Source organism: Kitasatospora sp. NPDC096128 (assembly GCF_040303105.1).
Taxonomy (GTDB): domain Bacteria; phylum Actinomycetota; class Actinomycetes; order Streptomycetales; family Streptomycetaceae; genus Kitasatospora.
Genome location: NZ_JBEOSP010000014.1, coordinates 118,545 through 136,964, shown reverse-complemented (window position 1 = coordinate 136,964; position 18,420 = coordinate 118,545). Strand labels below are relative to the sequence as shown.

Here is an 18,420-nt window from a genome sequence, read left to right as displayed (position 1 = left end):
AGGTCCACCGGGGGCCGCTCGGCCACGGTGGAGGGGTCAGCTGTTGACGGCTTGGACATAGTCGGCGTACGCGTCCCTGATTGCGGAAGGGGAGAGGTCGAGGTGTTCCAGGATGGTGTAGCGCCCCGGGCGGGTGTTCGGAGCGTAGTGCACCGCTTCGGTGAACTCCGCCTCGGTGAAACCCATTTGAGCGGCGGTCACCGGCAGGCCGTGGCTCCTCAGGCGCTCCACGATCAGACCGGTCAGCTCGCGCTCGCCCCGCAGGAAGCTGGCGAACGCCGCGCCGAGGCCGACCTGTTCTCCGTGCTGGGCGGAGCGCTTGGGGTACATCACGTCCAGGGCATGGCAGATCTCGTGGCAGGCACCCGACGAGGGCCGGGAACTGCCCGCGATGTTCATCGCGATGCCGGACAGTACCAGGGCTTCCGCGAGGGCCGTCAGGAGGTCCTGGTCCTGCGTGCTCCCCGGGTGCCGGAGCAGGTTCTCGCCGGCCGAGCGGGCCATCGCCACGGCCAGTCCGTCCACCGGCTCGCCGGTGACGGCGTGCGACAACTCCCAGTCCGCGCAGGCCGAGATGTTGGAGACCACGTCGCCTATCCCGGCCGCCACGAAGCGCTGCGGGGCCTGCCGGATCACGTCCAGGTCGACGATGATGCCGATCGGACTGGGCACCCCGTAGGAGCCCCGGCCGGCGTCGTTGTCGAGGGTGGAGACCGGCGAGCAGATGCCGTCGTGGGCCAGGTTGGTGGCGACCGCGACGACCGGCAGGCCGACCCGGGCGGCGGCGTACTTGGCGGCGTCGATGATCTTGCCGCCGCCGAGGCCGACGACCGCGTCGTAGTGCTTGCCGCGCATCTCCTCGGCGAACCGCACCGCGCTGTCGAGGCTGCCGTCGTCCACGTTGTACCAGTCGGCGCCGGGCAGGGCCGGCTCCAGGCGCTCGCGCATCGCGGCGCCGGAACCGTTGCTGATCGCCACCGCGATCCGGCCCGAGGCCGACAGCCGCTGGTCCGCCAGGATGCCGCCGAGCGAGTCCAGCGCGCCCGGGCGGATCTCGGCGAACAGCGGCGACGGGACCAGCCGGGTCAGTACTGGCACGCGATCTCCCGCGCCTTCGCCAGGTCGTCGTGGTTGTCGACCTCGACCCAGGACACCTCGCCGATCGGCTGCACGTCGATCCGCAGGCCGCGGTCGACCATCTCCTGGTAGCCGTCCTCGTAGTACAGCTGGGGGTCGCGCTCGTAGGTGGTGCGCAGCGCGTCGGTGAGGTCGGCGGCGGCGGCCGGGTTGATCACCGTGACGCCGATGTACTCTCCGCTCGCGTCGGCCGGGTCCATCAGCTTGGTGATCCGGCGCATGCCGGCGGCCGGGTCGACGACGACCTTCATCTCCTCGTCGGCGAGCTTCTTCACCGTGTCGAGGGCGAGCAGGATGCCGGGGGCGGCGCCCGCGTCGGTCAGCCGCCGGTTGCCCTCCAGCATGGTGCGCTGCACCGAGGCCGGGTGGACGGTGTCGCCGTTGGCCAGCAGCAGGCCCTCGGCGAACAGCTCGCGGGCGCACCAGAGCGAGTACGCGTTGTTCCACTCCTCGGCCTTGTCGTTCTCGACCAGGTGGAGCTTGACGCCGTACTTGCCCTCCAGGGCGTCCTTGCGGTCGTACACCGCCTCCTTGCGGTAGCCGACGACGATCGCCGCCTCGCGCAGTCCGACCTCGGCGAAGTTGCGGAGGGTGAGGTCCAGGACGGTCCGCTCGCCGTCGACCGGCACCAGCGCCTTCGGCAGGGTGTCGGTGTACGGGCGCAGCCGGCGGCCGGCGCCGGCTGCCAGAACGAGGCCGATCATGCGGGGTCTCCTGATCCGTCGTGCGTGGTGCGGTTCGCGCGGGGATGTGCCGACGGGCCCGGCCGCGCTGTTGCCCGTCGGACCGGCATACGGCCGGGCCCGGAGGCGGCGCGCCGGACCGGCACAGATCCGGGCAGCGTGTCCTAAGCGATGGTAGGCGACCGGGGCGACCCGCCCGAACGCGGCCGGAGACGCCGGGGTGACGGCTCGGTGGAGGAGAAGTGATCGAACGGAATGGGAACGGACATCGAACTGCTCTTCGGGTCCAATGACCCTTCCGGGGGTGTCCCGGACCGTTCTTTACCAGGATCCGGACGACCCCGCGTCATGATCCGCCCGGTTGTGCGTGGGACCCGTCCGGACCGCCACCCATACGGCAGACTGGAGCGCGGCGCCGGTGCCCGCGCTGCGTCCCGCGCACCCCGACGGGTTCCCACGACGCACTCGTTGCTCCCGTTGCTCCCCCTCCCGAAAGAGGCCCCATGCCCCAGAGTCCGCCGACCGACCCGACCCACTTCGCCGCCGAGATCGACAGCGGCCTGGACGTGGAGACAGACGTGCCGGTCGACCCCCGGGCCACCGCCGCCTCGGGCACCGAGATCCTGCTGGAACTGGTCGACGACGAGGGCACCACGATCGGCACCGCCGAGAAGCTCTGGGCCCACCAGCAGCCGGGCCGGCTGCACCGGGCCTTCTCGGTGTTCCTCTTCGACCGCCAGGGCCGTTTGCTGCTGCAGCGCCGGGCGCTCGGCAAGTACCACTCCCCCGGCGTCTGGTCGAACACCTGCTGCGGGCACCCGTACCCGGACGAGCCGCCGTTCGTCGCCGCCGCCCGGCGCACCGCCGAGGAGCTGGGCATCGCGCCCGCGCTGCTCTGCGAGGCCGGGACGGTCCGCTACGACCTGCCGGACGAGGCCACCGGGCTGATCGAGCGGGAGTGGAACCACCTGTTCGTCGGGCTGGTCACCGCGCCGGTCCAGCCGAACCCGGAGGAGGTCGACGACTTCGCCTTCGTGACCGCCCAGGAACTGCGCGAGCTGCGGGCCGGGCGCCCGTTCTCGGTCTGGTTCGAGACGGTCTTCGAGGCCGCGCTGCCGGGGATCCGGGAGATCGCCGGGCGGGACTGGTAGCGGACTCGCGTCCGTGCGGGTGGCCGTCCCCATGCCGGGGGCGGCCGTCCCCGGGAGGCCGCCCGCCCTCGTGGGGGCGCCCGCCCTCGTGGGGGCGCCCGTCAGGGCCCGGGCTCCGGGGGGACGGGCAGCGAGGCCCAGATGACCTTGCCGCCCTCCCCCGTGTGCTCGACGTCGCACACCCCGCCGGCCTGGAGGGTGACGCTCTTCACCAGCAGCAGTCCGCGCCCGCCGGTGCGGCCGGTGTCGCTCTCCAGGGCCTTCGGCCGGTAAGGGTCGCCGTCCTCGACCGAGACCCGCACCCAGCCCCGGCGCACCGAAAGCTCGGTGGTCACCTCGGGCGACAGCTCGGCCGCGTGCTTCACCGCGTTGCCGACCAGCTCGGAGACGATCAGCAGCACGTCGTCCACCAGCTCCTGGTAGCGCACCCCGGCCATGCCCTGGGCCAGCAGGCGGTCCCGCACCGCGTGGCGGGTGCGCGGCACGGAGGCCTCGACGGCGGGCACCCGGAAGCGCCACACGCCCTCGACCGGACCGCCGGCGGCCGGCCGGACGCCCGACCGGGCGCCGCGTCTCGGCTCGGCCTTCGCCGCCCCGCTGATCTGCTCCACGTCCAGCCGCCCTTCGTCCGCGACCCGGGAATCAGGCGATCCGCATCATGGCGCCCTCGGTCCACAGAGGCTAGGAGAGCGGTCGGTGCGGCCGTGGCACCGTCGACAAGTTGCCCGTGTCGGATCGGTTCCGATCGGGACCGATCGCCGGTGGGGGCGAAACCGATCGTTTGCTTCGCGCTCCTCACCGGTTCGCCCGGCGTTCGAGCGCCCTCCCGAGCCGTCCCAGCCAGTCCGCAGGGGCCGGGCGTCCCATCGGGACGGCGGCCCCCGAGCGAGCTCGAGGCCGGGCGCCGGCGCCGTCCCGCCCCGGGCCGAGGAAACGCAGGTGAGAAGCACTCCGGAAGCCTGGTAATGTTCTCTCTGTCGCCGAGGGGGCGAGAGAAAAACCCCCGAAGCACACACCCTGTCCGGGTGGCGGAATGGCAGACGCGCTAGCTTGAGGTGCTAGTGCCCTTTATCGGGCGTGGGGGTTCAAGTCCCCCCTCGGACACAGTCGAAATTCCCCGTGGAATCCGAAAGGATCCCACGGGGAATTTCTTTTTTCCGGCCCGGAGCCGGCTCTCCCCCTGATCCACCGCCGGTGGCGGTGTGGCGACGGTCTCGTCGAGCGGTCCCGTCCGTCCGAAAACCGGACACGAGATGGCAACGATCGAGCGGTTTGAGCTTCCTCTGAGGTATTCGCCCCATTTGGAACCTTAGGCTGCTGGGGTTTGTCCGGAATACCGACCCAAAACCGCAAAAGCGCCGACACCATCCGCTGAACCCCGAGCGAGAGGACCGATACGTTGAGTGAGCCCGCTTCGTCGACGGCATCACACCAGAACTACCGTCGATCGCTCGGGACGATCAGCCTGACCGCGGTCGGGCTCGGCTCGATCATCGGGTCCGGCTGGCTGTTCGGTGCCGAGCGGGCGGCCAAGCTGGCCGGCCCCGCCTCGATCCTCGCCTGGGTGATCGGCGCCGCCGTGGCGCTCACCATCGCCCTCACCTACAGCGAGCTCGGCTCGATGTTCCCCAAGGCCGGCGGCATGGTCCGGTACGGCCAGTACTCGCACGGCTCGCTGGCCGGCTACCTGGCCGCCTGGGCCAACTGGATCGCCATCGTCTCGGTCATCCCGGGCGAGGCCACCGCCTCCGTCCAGTACATGAGCTCCTGGCACTTCGGCTGGGCCAAGGGCCTGTACGACGGCAAGGAGCTCACCATCAGCGGGGTGGCGCTGGCCAGCGTGCTGCTGCTGGTGTACTTCGCCCTCAACTGGTTCGCGATCACGCTGTTCGCCAAGACCAACACCGCGATCACCGTGTTCAAGGTCGTCGTGCCGACGCTGACCGCCGGTGCGCTGCTCCTCGCGCACTTCGACACCTCGCACTTCACCCAGCCGGGCGGCTTCGCGCCGAACGGCTGGAGCGCGGTGTTCACCGCCGTCGCCGTCTCCGGCATCGTCTGGGCCTTCAACGGCTTCCAGTCCCCGCTGAACCTGGCCGGCGAGGCCCGCAACCCCGGCAAGTCGCTGCCGAAGGCCGTCATCGGCTCGATCCTGATCGCCCTGGTGATCTACGTCGCGCTGCAGGTCGCGTTCATCGGCGCCATCCCGGCCGCCGACCTGTCGCAGGGCTGGAGCAGCCTCTCCTACACCTCGCCGCTCGCGGACCTGGCGATCGCCTGGGGCATCAACTGGCTCGCGCTGCTGCTCTACGCGGACGCCTTCGTCTCGCCGTCCGGCACCGGCATGATCTACGCCGCCACCACCTCGCGCATGATCCACGGCGTGCAGGAGAACGGCCACCTGCCGAAGCTCTTCGGCAAGGTCGACGCCAAGACCGGCATCCCGCGCCCGGCGCTGCTGCTGAACCTGCTGGTCGCCTTCCTGTTCCTCGCGGTCTTCCGCGGCTGGGGCTCGCTGGCCGAGATCGTCTCGGTCGCCACCGTGATCTCGTACATCACCGGCCCGGTCGCCGTGATGGCGCTGCGCCGCCTCGCGCCGGACCTCCAGCGGCCGGTGAAGCTCAAGGCCATGCCGGTGATCGCGCCGATCGCCATGGTCTTCGGCTCGCTGGTCCTGTACTGGGCCCGCTGGCCGCTCACCGGCAAGGTCATCCTGCTGATGGCCGCCGGCCTGCCGATCTGGGCCTGGTACGAGCTGCGCAAGCCGTTCGGCGAGCTGAAGCCGCACCTCAAGGCGGGCGCCTGGATGGTCGCCTACCTGTTCGTGATGGCCGGGATCTCCTGGGCCGGCAGCTCCGACTTCGGCGGGCACGGCTACCTGCCGGAGGGCTGGGACCTGCTGATCGTGGCCGCGATCGGGCTGGTGTTCTACTACTGGGGTGTCGCCAGCGCCTGGGCCAACCCCTCGCTGGCCGAGGTGCGCCGCGAGCTGGCGGCCGAGGCGGAGGCCCAGGCCTCCGCTGAGGCCGCCGGGACCGCGGAGCCTTCGCGGGTCTGAGCGGGTAGGTGCTTCGAAGGGCCGGTCGGGACGACCGGCCCTTCGGCGTGTTCGGGGCGGGGTGACCGGGCGGGGTGCTCCGGCGGCTCCGGTCAGCCGCGGCGGGCGCGCCGGATGGCCGAGGTGACGACCGGGGGAAGCAGGTCCTTGGCGGCGCGCTTGGCGACGTTGACCGGGCGGCGTGCCTCGGCGGCGCGGGTGCGGCGGGCGGCGAGCTCCAGCGCGGCCTCGTCCCGGGCCGTCCGGGAGGAGAGCTCGGGCTCCGGCGCCTCGACGGCCCGCCGCTCGTGGCGGGAGGGGCGGAACGGGTGGATGCCCTCCGAGCTGCCGGCCATCCGCACCACCTGCCGGCGGTTCAGCGTCTCGGTGGCCAGCTCGCAGCCGACGGCGAGGTCCACCCGGTCCAGCAGGTCGCGCTGGAACGGCTCCGGGTCGCCCCAGGTGCCGTAGAACTTGCACTCGGTGAGCATGATCGGCTTGAGGCCGTGGTTGAACACCGCCTCCCAGGTCGCGGCCGCGACGCCGGGGGTGTGCTGGGACCGGTAGTCGTCCAGGACCACGACGCCCTGGTCCTGCAGCGCGACCCGGGCCACCTGGAGGTCGCCCACCACGTGCTCGTAGAGGTGCGAGGCGTCGATGTGGATGAAGCGGTACGCCCCGGCCGGGACCCGTCCGCCCGCGAGCACCGAGGTCGGGGCCTGGATGATGTCCGGCAGCTCGTCGTGGAAGGACAGGTAGTTGGCCTCGAAAGCCGAGCGGGTCAGCGTCTTCCGGTAGGAGAGGTCCATCTCGTCGGAGTTCTCCTCGTCCGGTGCGTCCGAGTCGAACAGGTCACAGACGGTGAAGGACTCGCCCGGCTGAAGGTGCTCGCCGATCACGATCGCACTGCGGCCGAGGTAGGCGCCCATCTCCATGAGGTCGCCGGTGACACCCTGCTTCGCCTGGCGCCCGAGGAACCACTCGAAGGAGTGCCGGTCGTGGTCCCAGAACCATCCCGGGACGTCCTCCAACACAGCGGGTTCGACGGGCTGCTGCGGTTCGCCCTTCAACGCGGTGTCGGTCACGGCATGCTCCTTAGCGGTACGGATGACCTGCGGGTTCTGAGCCACACCTCGGCGTGGTGGCGGCCTACCCAGCCCCCCGGACGCGCCGGATCACCGGCCGTACACGAGTCGACCCTCCACCGACAGTAGGCCCCACCACGGAGTTCGCTGCAATCTACAGCGGGTGCCCGGGGGATGAGGAGGGCTTTCGGGTCTCGAATTGTGGGACCGCCGGCGCTACCGGCCCCGCGGGCGGAGGTGAACACGGCCCCGGCGGGTGGCGCACGTCCATTCCGTCCCGAGAAGGCCGCCCCGGGTCACCGGCCCTACGGATGATCTTGGTCGCATCCGCCGCGCCCACCGTTGTCACGGGCGGCCCGGACGGCGGGCCGGCCGGCTGCCCGGTGGTCCTCAAGCCCGCCGAGGACACCCCGCTGGTGGCCCGGCTGTTCGCCCGACTGGTGGACGAAGCCGGCTTCCCCGCCGGGGTGTTCAACCTGGTGACCGGCACCGGGGCGGTCGCGGGCGCGGCGCTCGCCGCCCATCCGGAGGTGGACGTGGTGTCCTTCACCGGCTCCACCGCGGTCGGTCGGCAGGTCGCCGAGACGGCCGGGCGCGGGCTCAAGCGGGTCGCCCTGGAGCTGGGCGGCAAGTCCGCCAACGTGGTGCTGCCGGGCGCCGACCTGGCCCGGGCGGTGAACGTCAACGTCGCCAACGTCTTCGCCAACTCCGGCCAGACGTGCAGCGCCTGGACGCGTCTGCTGGTGCACCGGGACCAGTACGAGGAGGTGGTCGCGCTCGCCGCCAAGGCCGCCGAGAAGTACGTCCCGGGCGACCCGACCGACCCGCAGACCCGGATCGGCCCGCTGATCAACGCCAAGCAGCTGGCGCGGGTCCGGGGCTACCTGGAGGGCGCGCTCGCCCAGGGCGCCCGGCTGCTGGCAGGCGGCCCGGACCCGCTGGCCCCGTTCGGCGGTTACAAGGGCTCCGGGCTCGGCCGCGAACTGGGGCGGCACGGACTGGAGGAGTTCCTGCAGTACAAGTCGCTCCAGTACTAGAGAGGTTGACTCCGGGCCGCCGAACTTCCCTTCGGCGGCCCGGAGTCACGGCCGGCGCCTCCGGTGCGGTCAGACCAGGTCGACGCCCGGGTAGAGCGGGAACGGCGCCAGGAGGTCGGCGGCGCGCTTGGCGATGCCGTCGCGCAGGGCCTCGTCGAGGGCGTAGTTCGCCTTGGACGGAGCCCCGTTGGCGGTGGTGGTGGGGGTGGTGGCGCGCAGGACGGTGTCGATCAGGGCGGCGATCTCGTCCATCTCGACGACACCCAGACCGCGGGTGGTGAGCGCCGGGGTGCCCAGCCGCACGCCCGAGGTGTACCAGGCGCCGTTCGGGTCCTGCGGAACGGAGTTGCGGTTGGTGACGATGCCCGAGTCGAGCAGCGCCGCCTCGGCCTGGCGGCCCGTCAGGCCGTAGCCGGAGACGTCGGCGAGCACCAGGTGGTTGTCGGTGCCGCCGGTGACCAGCTTGCCACCGCGGCGCAGCAGGCCCTCGGCCAGCGCCTGGGCGTTGTCGACCACCGCGCGGGCGTAGGCCCGGAACTCGGGGCGGCGGGCCTCGGCGAGGGCGACGGCCTTGGCGGCCATCACGTGCGAGAGCGGGCCGCCGAGCACCAACGGGCAGCCGCGGTCGACGTGTTCGGCGAGCTCGGTGTTGCTGAGCACCATGCCGCCGCGCGGGCCGCGCAGGGACTTGTGGGTGGTCGTGGTGACGATGTGGGCGTGCGGCACCGGGTCGTGGTCGCCGGTCAGCACCTTGCCCGCGACCAGGCCGGCGAAGTGCGCCATGTCGACCATGAGGGTCGCGCCGACCTCGTCCGCGATCTCCCGCATCTTGCGGAAGTTCACCAGTCGCGGGTAGGCGGAGTAGCCGGCCACCAGGATCAGCGGGCGGAACTCGCGGGCGGTCTCGCGCAGCGCGTCGTAGTCGATCAGGCCGGTGACCGGGTCGGTGCCGTAGCTGCGCTGCTCGAACATCTTGCCCGAGATGTTGGGCCGGAAGCCGTGGGTGAGGTGGCCGCCGGTGTCCAGGGACATGCCGAGCATCCGCTGGTTGCCCAGTTCCTGGCGCAGCAGGGCCCAGTCCTCCTCGGTGAGGTCGTTGACGTTGCGCGCGGCGGCCCGCTCCAGGGCCGGGCTCTCGACCCGCTGGGAGAGGACGGCCCAGAAGGCGGTGAGGTTGGCGTCGATGCCCGAGTGCGGCTGGACGTAGGCGTGTTCGGCGCCGAACAGCTCACGGGCGTGCTCGGCGGCGATCGCCTCGACGGTGTCGACGTTGCGGCAGCCGGCGTAGAAACGGCGGCCGACGGTGCCCTCGGCGTACTTGTCGCTGAGCCAGTTGCCCATGGTGAGCAGGACGGCCGGGGAGGCGTAGTTCTCGCTGGCGATCAGCTTGAGCGAGGCACGCTGGTCCCCGAGCTCCCGGCCGATGGCGGCGGCGATCCGCGGCTCCACGCCGGCCACGACGCCGAGGGCGCTGCGGAAGGCGGTGTCGGCCGCCGGGCTCGCGGCGGTGTGCGGCTGCTGCGGGTGCGGCTGCGGCTGCTGCGCGGGAATCTGGTCGGACGCGGGGGTCTGGGCCATGGCGGTCTCCTGGTGGGGATGCGGGCGGCCCAGGCGCTCGGCAACGACGTGAGGATTCACGGGACCGCTTCCCGATGGTCGATTCCATCCCTACGCGCCAGTCGCGGTCCACCGGGATCGTATCAACACCCCGGGGACTGTGGCGGAGGTCTCAGAATGCGGAACGGCCGGTCCGATTGGGCAGGTTATGTCCGTTCTCCCGCAACGGCCGTGTTGCAGGGAAATGAAGCCGCCACAATTCTCGAAACAGTCCGGAAGGAATTCCCGTGGGGCGCCTTCCGGTGATTTGCGGAACGTCGGACGCATCCGATCTGATGTCGCCCGAACGGCCCCCGGGAAACCCCCTGGTGCCGATCGGTAAATGCCCACCAGCGCCCCTCACCCACGGGGCGGCGGAGAATTCGGGGAGTACACCTCTCATGGCAGCGGTCGACACAGTCGCAGTTACCGGCCCGGCCCCCGGGTCCGCCGCACCGGGCCTGCTGCGCCGGGTGCTGCGCGACCGGGTCGGCGCCGCCGCCTCCGCCGTCGTCCTGCTGATCCTGCTGCTCGCCCTGGCCGCGCCGCTGGTCGCCGCCCTGTACGGGAAGAACCCGGTCGAGCACTACGGCCAGAACACTCCGGGCCTGCTCAGCGACGGCGGCCTGCCGATGCTGCCGAACGGCGGGGTCTCCGGCGAGTTCTGGTTCGGCCTGGAGCCCGGCCTCGGCCGGGACGTGCTGACCCAGCTGCTGTACGGCATCCGCACCTCGCTGCTGATCGCCTTCGCCGCGGCCGCCGTGACCACCACGCTCGGCGTGCTGGCCGGGGTCGCGGTCGGATACCTCGGCGGGATCGCGGACCGGCTTTTCGGCTTCCTCGCCAATGTGCTGCTGGCCTTTCCGACGCTGCTCCTGCTGCTCGCGCTCAGCCCGGTGATCCAGTCCCGACTGGTCGATCCGGGCGCCGCGGAACCGGAGTGGATGCAGTTCCTGGTGCTGATCCTGGTCTTCTCCGCGTTCGGCTGGATTCCGCTCGCGCTTTCCCTCCGGGCCACCGTCCGCTCGCTCCGGGAAAGGGATTTCGTGCAGTCCGCCCGGGCGCAGGGGGCGGGAAGGCTCCACATCGTCGTCCACGAACTGCTGCCGAACGTCCGCTCCCAGCTGATCGTGCACGCCACCATGGCCGTGCCGACCTTCGTCGCCTCCGAAGCCGCGCTGTCCTTCCTCGGCGTCGGCATCACCGAGCCCGTCCCCGACTGGGGGCGGATGATCTCGCGCGGCTCGGAGGTCTTCCAGGCCGACCCCACCTACCTGGTCTTCCCCGGCGTGGCCCTGCTGGTGTTCGTGCTCGCCTTCAACCTGCTCGGCGACGCCGTCCGGGACGCGCTGGACCCGCGCCGCGGCCGCTGAGCCTGCTTCCCGTTCCGTCCGTTTCCGTCCGACTCCTGATTCCGTCCGATTCCACCTGATTCCGTCTGATTCCGTCCGATCAACCTTCTGAGCCCTCCCCGGCCCGAACGCGCCGGGGCAAGGAGAGATTCGCCATGCGCTGGACCAAACCGTCGCTCGCCGTCATCGCCACCGCCCTGCTGGCGACCTCCTGCTCGGCCGGCGCAGGCAGCACCGGCTCCGCCGCCGGCGCGGCCCCGACCAAGGAGACCTCCCCGCTGACCGCCGCGCTCGGCACCGAGAAGGACAGCGCCGGCCCGGCCCCGGCCGTCCCCGGCGCCCGCCCGGGCGGCACGGTGAACGTGTACAACAGCGTCGAGTTCCGGCACCTGGACCCGCAGAAGGTCTACGCGGGCGCCTCCTACAACGCCTCGCTGCTCTGGGGACGCCAGCTGACGCAGTACCAGATCGTCGATGGACAGGCCAAGTTGGTCGGTGACCTGGCCACCGATACCGGCACCTCGACCGACGGCGGGCGCACCTGGACGTACCGGCTCAAGGAGGGCGTGGCCTGGGAGGACGGCAAGCCGGTCACCGCCCAGGACGTCAAGTACGGCATCGAGCGCACCTTCGGCAAGGGCTACGAGGTCGGCCCGCCGTACTGGCCGCAGTGGCTCACCGGCGAGGCCGACTACGAGGCGGCCCGCGCCAAGTACGCCGGCCCGCAGGACGGCGACCTCGCCGCGATCGAGACCCCGGACGAACGCACCCTCGTCTTCCACTTCCCGCAGCCGCAGGCCGACGTGCCGTACATGGCCGCGCAGTCCTCCTCCTCGCCGGTGCGCCGGGACAAGGACACCGGAACCGACTACGACCGGCTGCCGTTCGCCACCGGCCCGTACCGGATCGCCGAACACGTCCAGAACACCCGCATGGTGCTGGAGCGCAACCCGGCCTGGAAGGCGGAGACCGACCCGATCCGCAACCAGTACCCGGACAAGTTCGTCTTCACGTACGGCAAGGAGGCGCTCAACGGCAACCAGGAGATCCTCTCCGGGCGGGACGGCGGCGCCAACGCCACCACCGCCTCCGACGAGCTCTCCCCCGAGCTGTACCAGGCCGCCGACACCGACCCCAAGGCCAAGGGCCTGATCGTCTCCGGCCGCCGGGGCGCCTTCGTCAGCCAGCTGGTGATCAACAACGAGCGGGTGCCGGACGTCCAGGTGCGCCGGGCACTGAACCTCGCCTACCCGCGCCAGCAGGCCCGGCAGGTCCAGGGCGGCTCCCGGACCGGCGAGCTGGCCACCACGCTCAGCTCGCCCGCGCTGATCGACTGGCAGAAGTACGACCTGAACCCGGCCAAGCCGGAGGGCGACCCCGAGGCCGCCAAGGTCGCGCTCGCCAAGGCCGAGCACGCGCCGGCGAGCCTGACCTACGGGTACAAGAACACCCCGGACGGGCAGCGCGTCGCCCAGGTGCTGGTGGACGGCTTCGGCAAGGCGGGCATCACCGTGGTGCCCAAGCCGATCGACCCCAAGGCCTTCCTGGACGAGGTGCACCGGGCCGACTCGCCGTACGACCTGTTCGAGGAGACCAGCTCCGTCGACTGGCCGACCCCGTCCACGCTGATCCCGTTCTCCTTCGACGGCCGGGCGGGCGGCGACATCAACTCGGCGCGCTACCGCAACCCGGCGGTCGACAAGGAGATCGACCGGATCAACCAGATCGGCGAGCCGCGCGCCAAGGCCAAGGAGCTGTACGCGCTGGAGCAGACCGTGATGAAGGACCTGCCGGTACTGCCGCTCACCTACCCGACCGTCAACCAGCTGCGCGGCAGCAACGTCGGCGGGGCGTTCATCCACCCGATCTACGGGGCGGTCGGGCTGACCTGGCTGTACCTGAAGTCGTAATGGCCTGAGGCCTGTTCCCGCTGCTGGGGCGCTCCTGCTGCTCCGGCTGCGGGAACGGGCCCCGCCCCCGCCCCCGCCCCCGTCCCGTCCCCGTCCCCGTCCCGTCGACCCCGGATCGGCCATGCTCTCCTTCGCCCTGCGGCGGACCCTCCAGGCGCTCGGCGTCCTGGTCGCGGTCTCCGCCGCCGCCTTCGCCCTCTTCTACGCCGCGCCCGCCGATCCGGCCCGGGCCGCCTGCGGCCCGCGCTGCGACAGCGGGCAGATCGCGGCGGTGCGCCAGAGCATGGGCCTGGACCAGCCGCTGCTCGCCCAGTACACCGACTACCTGGTCGGCGTGGTCGCCGGACGGGACATCAACGACGTGGACGGCTCGGTCATCCACTGCGCGGCCCCCTGCCTCGGCTACTCCTACCGACTGCACCAGCCCGTCACCGAGGCGCTGGCCGAGCACCTGCCGGTCACCTTCTCACTGACCGCCGGGGCGCTCGCCGTGCTGCTGGTCCTCGGCCTCGGCACCGGATTCGTCTCCGCGCTGCGGCACGGGCGGCGCACCGACCGACTGCTGTCCGGCTTCACCCTGGTCGGCGCGAGCGTGCAGATCTACTTCCTCGGCTACCTCGCGCAGTGGGCGCTGGTGTACTCGACGGGCCTGCTGCCGCTGCCCTCCTACACCCCGCCGGGCGAGGATCCGGCGGCCTGGGCGGGCGGGATGCTGCTCCCCTGGCTCGTCCTCGGATTCGTCAACTCGGCCGTCTTCGCCCGGCTTTCACGCTCCCAGCTACTGGAGACGATGAACGAGGAGTACGTCCGCACGGCCCGCGGCAAGGGGCTGGGGCGACTGCGCGCCCACCTGAAGTACACCTCGCGCGGGGCCGCCGGTCCGCTGGTGCAGCTGCTCGGGCTGGAGGCCGGGGTGCTGCTCGGCGGGGCGGTGATCACCGAGACGGTGTTCGGGCTGAACGGGGTCGGGCGGTTCGCCGCCCAGGCGGTGTCCGGGCAGGACCTGCCGGCCGTGGTCGGCGCGGTGCTGCTCGCCGCCTGCTTCGTGGTGCTGTTCGTCGCGCTGGCGGACCTGGCGGTGGCCTGGCTCGACCCGCGCATCAGGCTGGGCTGAGAGGAGCCGGAACGATGAAGTCTCTTGATCCCCAGGGAGGTCGTGCGGTGGATGCCCAGGCGGTGGATGCCCAGGCGGTGGCCGCCGAGCCGGAGGCTGCCGAGCCGGTGCTCAGTGTGCGGGACCTGACGGTCGAGTTCGCCGACCCGCGCGGCGGCGCTCCGGTGACCGCCGTCCGCAGCCTGTCCTTCGACCTCGCGGCGGGTGAAGTCCTCGGCCTGGTCGGCGAGTCCGGCTCCGGGAAGTCCACCGTCGGACTGGCCGTGCTCGGCCTGCACGACCCACGGACCACCACCGTCGGCGGCTCGGTCCGGCTGGGCGGGCGGGAGTTGGTGGGTGCCGAGGAATCCGTGCTGCGCGGGGTGCGGGGCGGCCGGGCCGCCCTCGTCTTCCAGGACGCGCTCACCTCGCTCAGCCCCTTCCACGGCGTCGGCGCCCAACTCGCCGAGATGTACCGGCTGCACCACCCGGAGGCCGGGCGCACCGAGGCCCGGCGGCGCGCGGCCGCGATGCTCGACCGGGTCGGCATCCCGGCCACCCGGCTGCGCGACTACCCGCACCAGTTCTCCGGCGGGATGCGGCAGCGGGTGATGATCGCGATGGCACTGATGAACGACCCGCAACTGCTGATCGCGGACGAGCCGACCACCGCACTGGACGCCCGGGTCCAGCGCCAGGTCCTCGACCTGCTGGGCGAGTTGCAGCGCGAGCACGGCACCGCGGTGCTGCTGGTCAGCCACGACCTCGGCGTGGTCGCCGGGACGACGGACCGCACGCTGGTGCTGCGCGACGGGGCCGAGGTCGAGTCCGCACCGACCGCCGAGCTGCTGGCCGCCCCGCGCCGGCCGTACACCCGCGCCCTGGTGGGCGCGGCGCTGCGACTGGACTCGGTACCGGGCAGTGCCCTGCCGACAGTTGACGATCCGTCACCGACACGGAGGTTCGCACCCCGGCCGGCCGCGGTCGGGCGCCCCGAGCACCCCGAGCGGTGGCTGGTCGAGGTGGAGGACCTCTCCGTGCACTTCCCCGGGCGGCGGAGCCTCCCCTCGCTCCGGGCCGAGCCGGTCCGGGCGGTGGAGGGGGTGAGCCTGCGGATCGCACCGGGCGAGACGGTCGGACTGGTCGGCGAGTCCGGCTCCGGCAAGTCCACCACCTCGCGGGTGCTGGCCGGACTGCAGCGCCCCACCGGCGGACGGGTGCGGTACGACGGCCACGACGTCACCCGCCCGGGCCGGGAGCTGCGGCGCCGGCTCAGCCGGGAGATCCAGCTGGTGTTCCAGGACCCGTACGCCTCGCTCAACCCGCGCCGCACCGTCGCCCAGACCCTCGACACCCCGCTGCGGCTGCACACCGCGCTGGACGCGGCGCGGCGGCGGGAGCGCGCGGCCGCGCTGCTGGAGCAGGTCGGGCTGCCCGCCGGGTACCTGGACCGCTACCCGCACGAGTTCTCCGGCGGGCAGCGGCAGCGGATCGGCATCGCCCGGGCGCTGGCGCCCGAGCCGCGCCTGATCATCGCGGACGAGCCGGTCTCGGCGCTCGACGTGTCGGTGCAGGCGCAGGTGCTCAACCTGCTGATGGAGCTGCGCGAACGGCTCGGCGTCGCCTTCCTGTTCGTCTCGCACGACCTCGCGGTGGTCCGGCACTTCTGCGACCGGGTGGCGGTGATGCACCGGGGGCGGCTGGTCGAGTCGACCGACCGGGAGCGGCTGTTCGCGGCGCCGCACACCGAGTACACCAGGGAGCTGCTGGCGGCGGCGCACTGACGGCCGGCGGCCCGTGCGCGTAGCCGGTGCCGATCGGTGCGGCGGCGGGCGCCGGCGTTCGGCTGTCGTTCGGCTGCGCGAGCGCGGTTCCAGGCGTTAGCGTGCTGGCGACGTGCCGTCACTCGACGTGCCGCACGGATGCCACCGGAGGGGGCACATTGTCGGACGACCTGCTCATCGCGAAGATCCATCACGGTTTCGACCACCTCGACGCCGACGGCGACGGGCTGCTCACCGAGCGGGACCACGTGCTGATGGGCCACTCGGTGGCCCGCTCGCTCGGCCACCAGGAGGGCTCGGAGGCGGAGGCCGTCATCGTCCGCGCCTACCTGACGGTCTGGCACGACCTGCACCTCGCCGGAAAGCCCGCCGGGACGGAGGCGATCACCCGCGAGCAGTTCGTCGCCGCGACCGCCACCCTCGCCGACGACCCGGAGGCCGCCCGGGAGATCTTCGGCGCCCTGGCCGGCTCCTTCCTCGCCGTCGCCGACGCCGACCGCAGCGGGACGGTGGACGCCGGCGAGTTCTTCGTCTTCCAGCGCGGCCACTTCGCCGGGCTCTGCCGCGACGACGCCGAGGAGGCCTTCCGCCACCTCGACCTCGACGGGGACGGCACGCTGTCCGCCGAGGAGTTCACCGGCGCCATCATCGAGTACTGGACCAGCCGCGACCCGGAGGCGCCGGGGAACTGGTGGACGGGAAAGCCGCCGCACACGCTCTGACCGGCAGCCGGGTCCGACCCGGCCGACCGGCTCAGCAGCGCCCGGACCGCTCCTCCACCGGACGCTCCGGGCGCTGCCCGGCCGGACGCCGGCTGACGCTCACCACCAGGCAGACCCCGACCACCACGATCGCCCCGCCCGCCAGGGTCGGGCCGGTCAGCGGCTCGGCCAGGACCAGCCAGCCCAGCAGCACCGCGACCACCGGGTTCACGTACGCGTAGGTGCCGACCAGGGTCAGCGGGGCCGAGCGCAGCAGCCAGGCGTAGGCGGTGAAGGCCAGCAGCGAGCCGAACAGCACCAGGTAGGCGAGCGCCAGCCAGGACCGGCCGGAGACGGCCGCCGGGTCGAAGCCGTGCTGCTCACCGCGGGCCAGACCGACCAGCAGGTCGCACAGGCCACCGGCCAGCATCTGGTACGCGCTCGCGGCGAGCACGTTGCCCGGCATCGGGATCTTCTTGCTCGCGAACGAGCCGAGCGCCCAGCTCAGCGTGGCGCCGATGATCAGGGCCACGCCGAGCGGCGCGATCGACCCGCCGATCGCCGGGGCGGACAGCACTCCCAGGCCCACCAGGCCGAGCAGCACCCCGGTGAGCTCGGCGCGCTTCGGGCGCTCCCCGCCGCCGAAGGCCGTCAGCACGACCATCCAGAGCGGCACGGCGGCCACCAGCAGGGCGGCCAGTCCGGAGGGGACGGAGGTCTCGCCGAGCACCACCAGGCCGTTGCCGCCGGTCAGCAGCAGCAGGCCGACCAGGCCCGCGGAGGCCAGCTGGCGGCCGCTCACCCGCAGACCGGCCGGGCCCTGGCGGATCAGCAGGTAGCCGACCAGCAGCAGACCGGCGGTGAGGAAGCGGGCGGCGGCGGAGAAGAAGGAGGGCATCGTCTCGACGACGATCCGGATCGCGAGGTAGGTCGAGCCCCAGACCACGTAGACCACCGCGAGGGCCGCCCAGACGGCGCCGGAGAGCCGGGCGGTGGCGGGCCTGGGATTGGGGGTGGGGCCAGGAGCCGCGCCGGCGGGGCCGACCGGGGTGCTGCCGGGGGTCGTTGCCGGTGATGGCGAGGCGGGCGATGTCATGTGTGTCCCCCTAGGACGGTGCTGGCCGAACATCCGATATGACAGCGCATCGACGGCCTGTCGCGCCAGTCGGTTCCACGGACCGGTCGGCGCGACGTACCGTGGGCGCTCCCCCAGCCAGGAGGTCGAACCCGTGTCCGCGCCCGAGCAGGCCCCACCGGCGGAGCCGGCGCTGCCGTTCTTCGTGTACGGCACCCTGCGCAGCGGTGGCCGCAACCACGCCGTCCACCTGGCCGGACGCTGCGCCGGAATCCGTCCGGCGGTGCTGGAGGGCGCCGCCCTGCACGACGGACCGGGGTACCCGTACGCGGTGCCGGACCCGACGCCCGGGCGCCGGATCGTGGGCGAACTCGTCACCGTGCGCCCCGGCGCGTACCCCGAGGCGCTGGCAGCGCTGGACCGGCTGGAGGACTGCCGGGCGGACGGGACGGGGCTGTATGTACGCCACCGGCTGACGGTCCGGACGCCGGCGGGCGAACCGTGCGAGGCCTGGGTCTACCTCGCCGGACCGGCGGCCGAGGCGCGGCTGCGGGCCCGGCCCGCGCTGATCCCCTCGGGGGACTGGGGCGACCGGTGCGGGCCGGCAGGTGACAACTGACAACTGACAACTTTCAGATTTCAGATTTCAGATTTCAACATCTGAAATCTGAAAGTTGAAACTTGTCAGCCGACCGGCGGCCCGCCGCCCGGAAGCCGTCACCTCGCCGGATCCCGCCCGAATACCGCCAGGTAGGCTGCCCCGGCCAGCAGGAACGAAC

General features: G+C 72.3%; 14 protein-coding genes, 1 tRNA gene, 1 pseudogene and 1 riboswitch. Of the genes and pseudogenes, 10 read left to right on the top strand and 6 right to left on the bottom strand.

All coding sequences use genetic code 11. The annotated features are described in order from the left end of the window. Positions 1 to 36 precede the first annotated feature (36 nt). Entirely contained in the window at positions 37 to 1,098 is a 1,062-nt protein-coding gene (locus ABTY61_RS17860) for an iron-containing alcohol dehydrogenase family protein (protein WP_350505943.1), read from the bottom strand. Next, a complete protein-coding gene (locus ABTY61_RS17855; RefSeq protein WP_350505942.1) occupies positions 1,086 to 1,841 on the bottom strand; it encodes a phosphocholine cytidylyltransferase family protein in 756 nt (251 codons plus the stop codon). Before ABTY61_RS17855 ends, ABTY61_RS17860 begins: the two co-directional genes overlap by 13 nt. Before the next feature lie 482 nt (positions 1,842 to 2,323). Between ABTY61_RS17855 and idi the strand changes: the two genes are divergently transcribed. Then, a complete protein-coding gene (gene idi / locus ABTY61_RS17850; RefSeq protein ID WP_350505941.1) occupies positions 2,324 to 2,971 on the top strand; it encodes an isopentenyl-diphosphate Delta-isomerase in 648 nt (215 codons plus the stop codon). A gap of 101 nt (positions 2,972 to 3,072) precedes the next feature. Here the strand turns inward: idi and ABTY61_RS17845 are convergent, their stop codons facing one another. After that, positions 3,073 to 3,582, bottom strand: coding sequence for an ATP-binding protein (locus tag ABTY61_RS17845; protein ID WP_502895345.1), 510 nt, complete (start codon positions 3,580 to 3,582; stop codon positions 3,073 to 3,075). A gap of 408 nt (positions 3,583 to 3,990) precedes the next feature. Between ABTY61_RS17845 and ABTY61_RS17840 the strand changes: the two genes are divergently transcribed. Next, positions 3,991 to 4,075: transfer RNA gene (locus ABTY61_RS17840), tRNA-Leu, on the top strand. 295 nt (positions 4,076 to 4,370) lie between these two features. After that, entirely contained in the window at positions 4,371 to 6,029 is a 1,659-nt protein-coding gene (locus tag ABTY61_RS17835; protein ID WP_350505940.1) for an APC family permease, read from the top strand. 92 nt (positions 6,030 to 6,121) lie between these two features. Here ABTY61_RS17835 and ABTY61_RS17830 read toward each other — a convergent pair whose 3' ends face one another. Then, the gene (locus ABTY61_RS17830; RefSeq protein WP_350505939.1) at positions 6,122 to 7,093 is read right to left on the bottom strand and encodes a class I SAM-dependent methyltransferase; all 972 of its coding nucleotides are present in this window, start codon (positions 7,091 to 7,093) and stop codon (positions 6,122 to 6,124) included. 317 nt (positions 7,094 to 7,410) lie between these two features. On the opposite strand from ABTY61_RS17830, the pseudogene ABTY61_RS17825 reads away from it, so the two are divergent. Beyond that, positions 7,411 to 8,130, top strand: a pseudogene (locus ABTY61_RS17825) (aldehyde dehydrogenase family protein); the annotation flags it as partial. 69 nt (positions 8,131 to 8,199) lie between these two features. Here ABTY61_RS17825 and ABTY61_RS17820 read toward each other — a convergent pair. Beyond that, positions 8,200 to 9,708: a glycine hydroxymethyltransferase gene (locus ABTY61_RS17820; protein ID WP_350505938.1), complete on the bottom strand. Its 1,509-nt coding sequence runs from the start codon at positions 9,706 to 9,708 to the stop codon at positions 8,200 to 8,202. 20 nt (positions 9,709 to 9,728) lie between these two features. After that, positions 9,729 to 9,823, bottom strand: a riboswitch (ZMP/ZTP riboswitch). Between the two features lie 304 nt (positions 9,824 to 10,127). On the opposite strand from ABTY61_RS17820, the gene ABTY61_RS17815 reads away from it, so the two are divergent. The 5 genes from ABTY61_RS17815 to ABTY61_RS17795 all read left to right on the top strand — a co-directional run bounded on the left by ABTY61_RS17815 (position 10,128) and on the right by ABTY61_RS17795 (position 16,587). Then, positions 10,128 to 11,099 (top strand): ABC transporter permease, encoded by a 972-nt coding sequence (locus ABTY61_RS17815; protein ID WP_350505937.1) that lies wholly within the window; start codon positions 10,128 to 10,130, stop codon positions 11,097 to 11,099. A gap of 134 nt (positions 11,100 to 11,233) precedes the next feature. Next, a complete protein-coding gene (locus ABTY61_RS17810; RefSeq protein WP_350505936.1) occupies positions 11,234 to 12,988 on the top strand; it encodes an ABC transporter substrate-binding protein in 1,755 nt (584 codons plus the stop codon). A 121-nt stretch (positions 12,989 to 13,109) separates the two neighbouring features. Continuing rightward, positions 13,110 to 14,102, top strand: a complete 993-nt coding sequence (locus ABTY61_RS17805) for an ABC transporter permease (RefSeq protein WP_350505935.1) — start codon at positions 13,110 to 13,112, stop codon at positions 14,100 to 14,102. A 14-nt stretch (positions 14,103 to 14,116) separates the two neighbouring features. Further along, positions 14,117 to 15,865 (top strand): dipeptide ABC transporter ATP-binding protein, encoded by a 1,749-nt coding sequence (locus tag ABTY61_RS17800; RefSeq protein WP_350505934.1) that lies wholly within the window; start codon positions 14,117 to 14,119, stop codon positions 15,863 to 15,865. 158 nt (positions 15,866 to 16,023) lie between these two features. Beyond that, positions 16,024 to 16,587, top strand: coding sequence for an EF-hand domain-containing protein (locus ABTY61_RS17795; protein ID WP_350505933.1), 564 nt, complete (start codon positions 16,024 to 16,026; stop codon positions 16,585 to 16,587). Positions 16,588 to 16,618: 31 nt separating this feature from the next. On the opposite strand, the gene ABTY61_RS17790 is transcribed toward ABTY61_RS17795, so the two are convergent. After that, the gene (locus ABTY61_RS17790; RefSeq protein WP_350505932.1) at positions 16,619 to 17,662 is read right to left on the bottom strand and encodes an EamA family transporter; all 1,044 of its coding nucleotides are present in this window, start codon (positions 17,660 to 17,662) and stop codon (positions 16,619 to 16,621) included. A 133-nt stretch (positions 17,663 to 17,795) separates the two neighbouring features. Between ABTY61_RS17790 and ABTY61_RS17785 the strand changes: the two genes are divergently transcribed. Next, positions 17,796 to 18,260, top strand: coding sequence for a gamma-glutamylcyclotransferase family protein (locus tag ABTY61_RS17785; protein WP_350505931.1), 465 nt, complete (start codon positions 17,796 to 17,798; stop codon positions 18,258 to 18,260). Positions 18,261 to 18,420: the final 160 nt, after the last annotated feature.

Excerpts from the sequence above, each read along its gene's own strand:
- ABTY61_RS17800 (WP_350505934.1), top strand. The coding sequence starts at position 14,117 with ATGAAGTCTCTTGATCCCCAGGGAGGTCGTGCGGTGGATGCCCAGGCG.
- ABTY61_RS17820 (WP_350505938.1), bottom strand. The coding sequence starts at position 9,708 with ATGGCCCAGACCCCCGCGTCCGACCAGATTCCCGCGCAGCAGCCGCAG.
- ABTY61_RS17855 (WP_350505942.1), bottom strand. The coding sequence starts at position 1,841 with ATGATCGGCCTCGTTCTGGCAGCCGGCGCCGGCCGCCGGCTGCGCCCG.
- ABTY61_RS17790 (WP_350505932.1), bottom strand. The coding sequence starts at position 17,662 with ATGACATCGCCCGCCTCGCCATCACCGGCAACGACCCCCGGCAGCACC.
- ABTY61_RS17815 (WP_350505937.1), top strand. The coding sequence starts at position 10,128 with ATGGCAGCGGTCGACACAGTCGCAGTTACCGGCCCGGCCCCCGGGTCC.
- ABTY61_RS17805 (WP_350505935.1), top strand. The coding sequence starts at position 13,110 with ATGCTCTCCTTCGCCCTGCGGCGGACCCTCCAGGCGCTCGGCGTCCTG.
- idi (WP_350505941.1), top strand. The coding sequence starts at position 2,324 with ATGCCCCAGAGTCCGCCGACCGACCCGACCCACTTCGCCGCCGAGATC.
- ABTY61_RS17810 (WP_350505936.1), top strand. The coding sequence starts at position 11,234 with ATGCGCTGGACCAAACCGTCGCTCGCCGTCATCGCCACCGCCCTGCTG.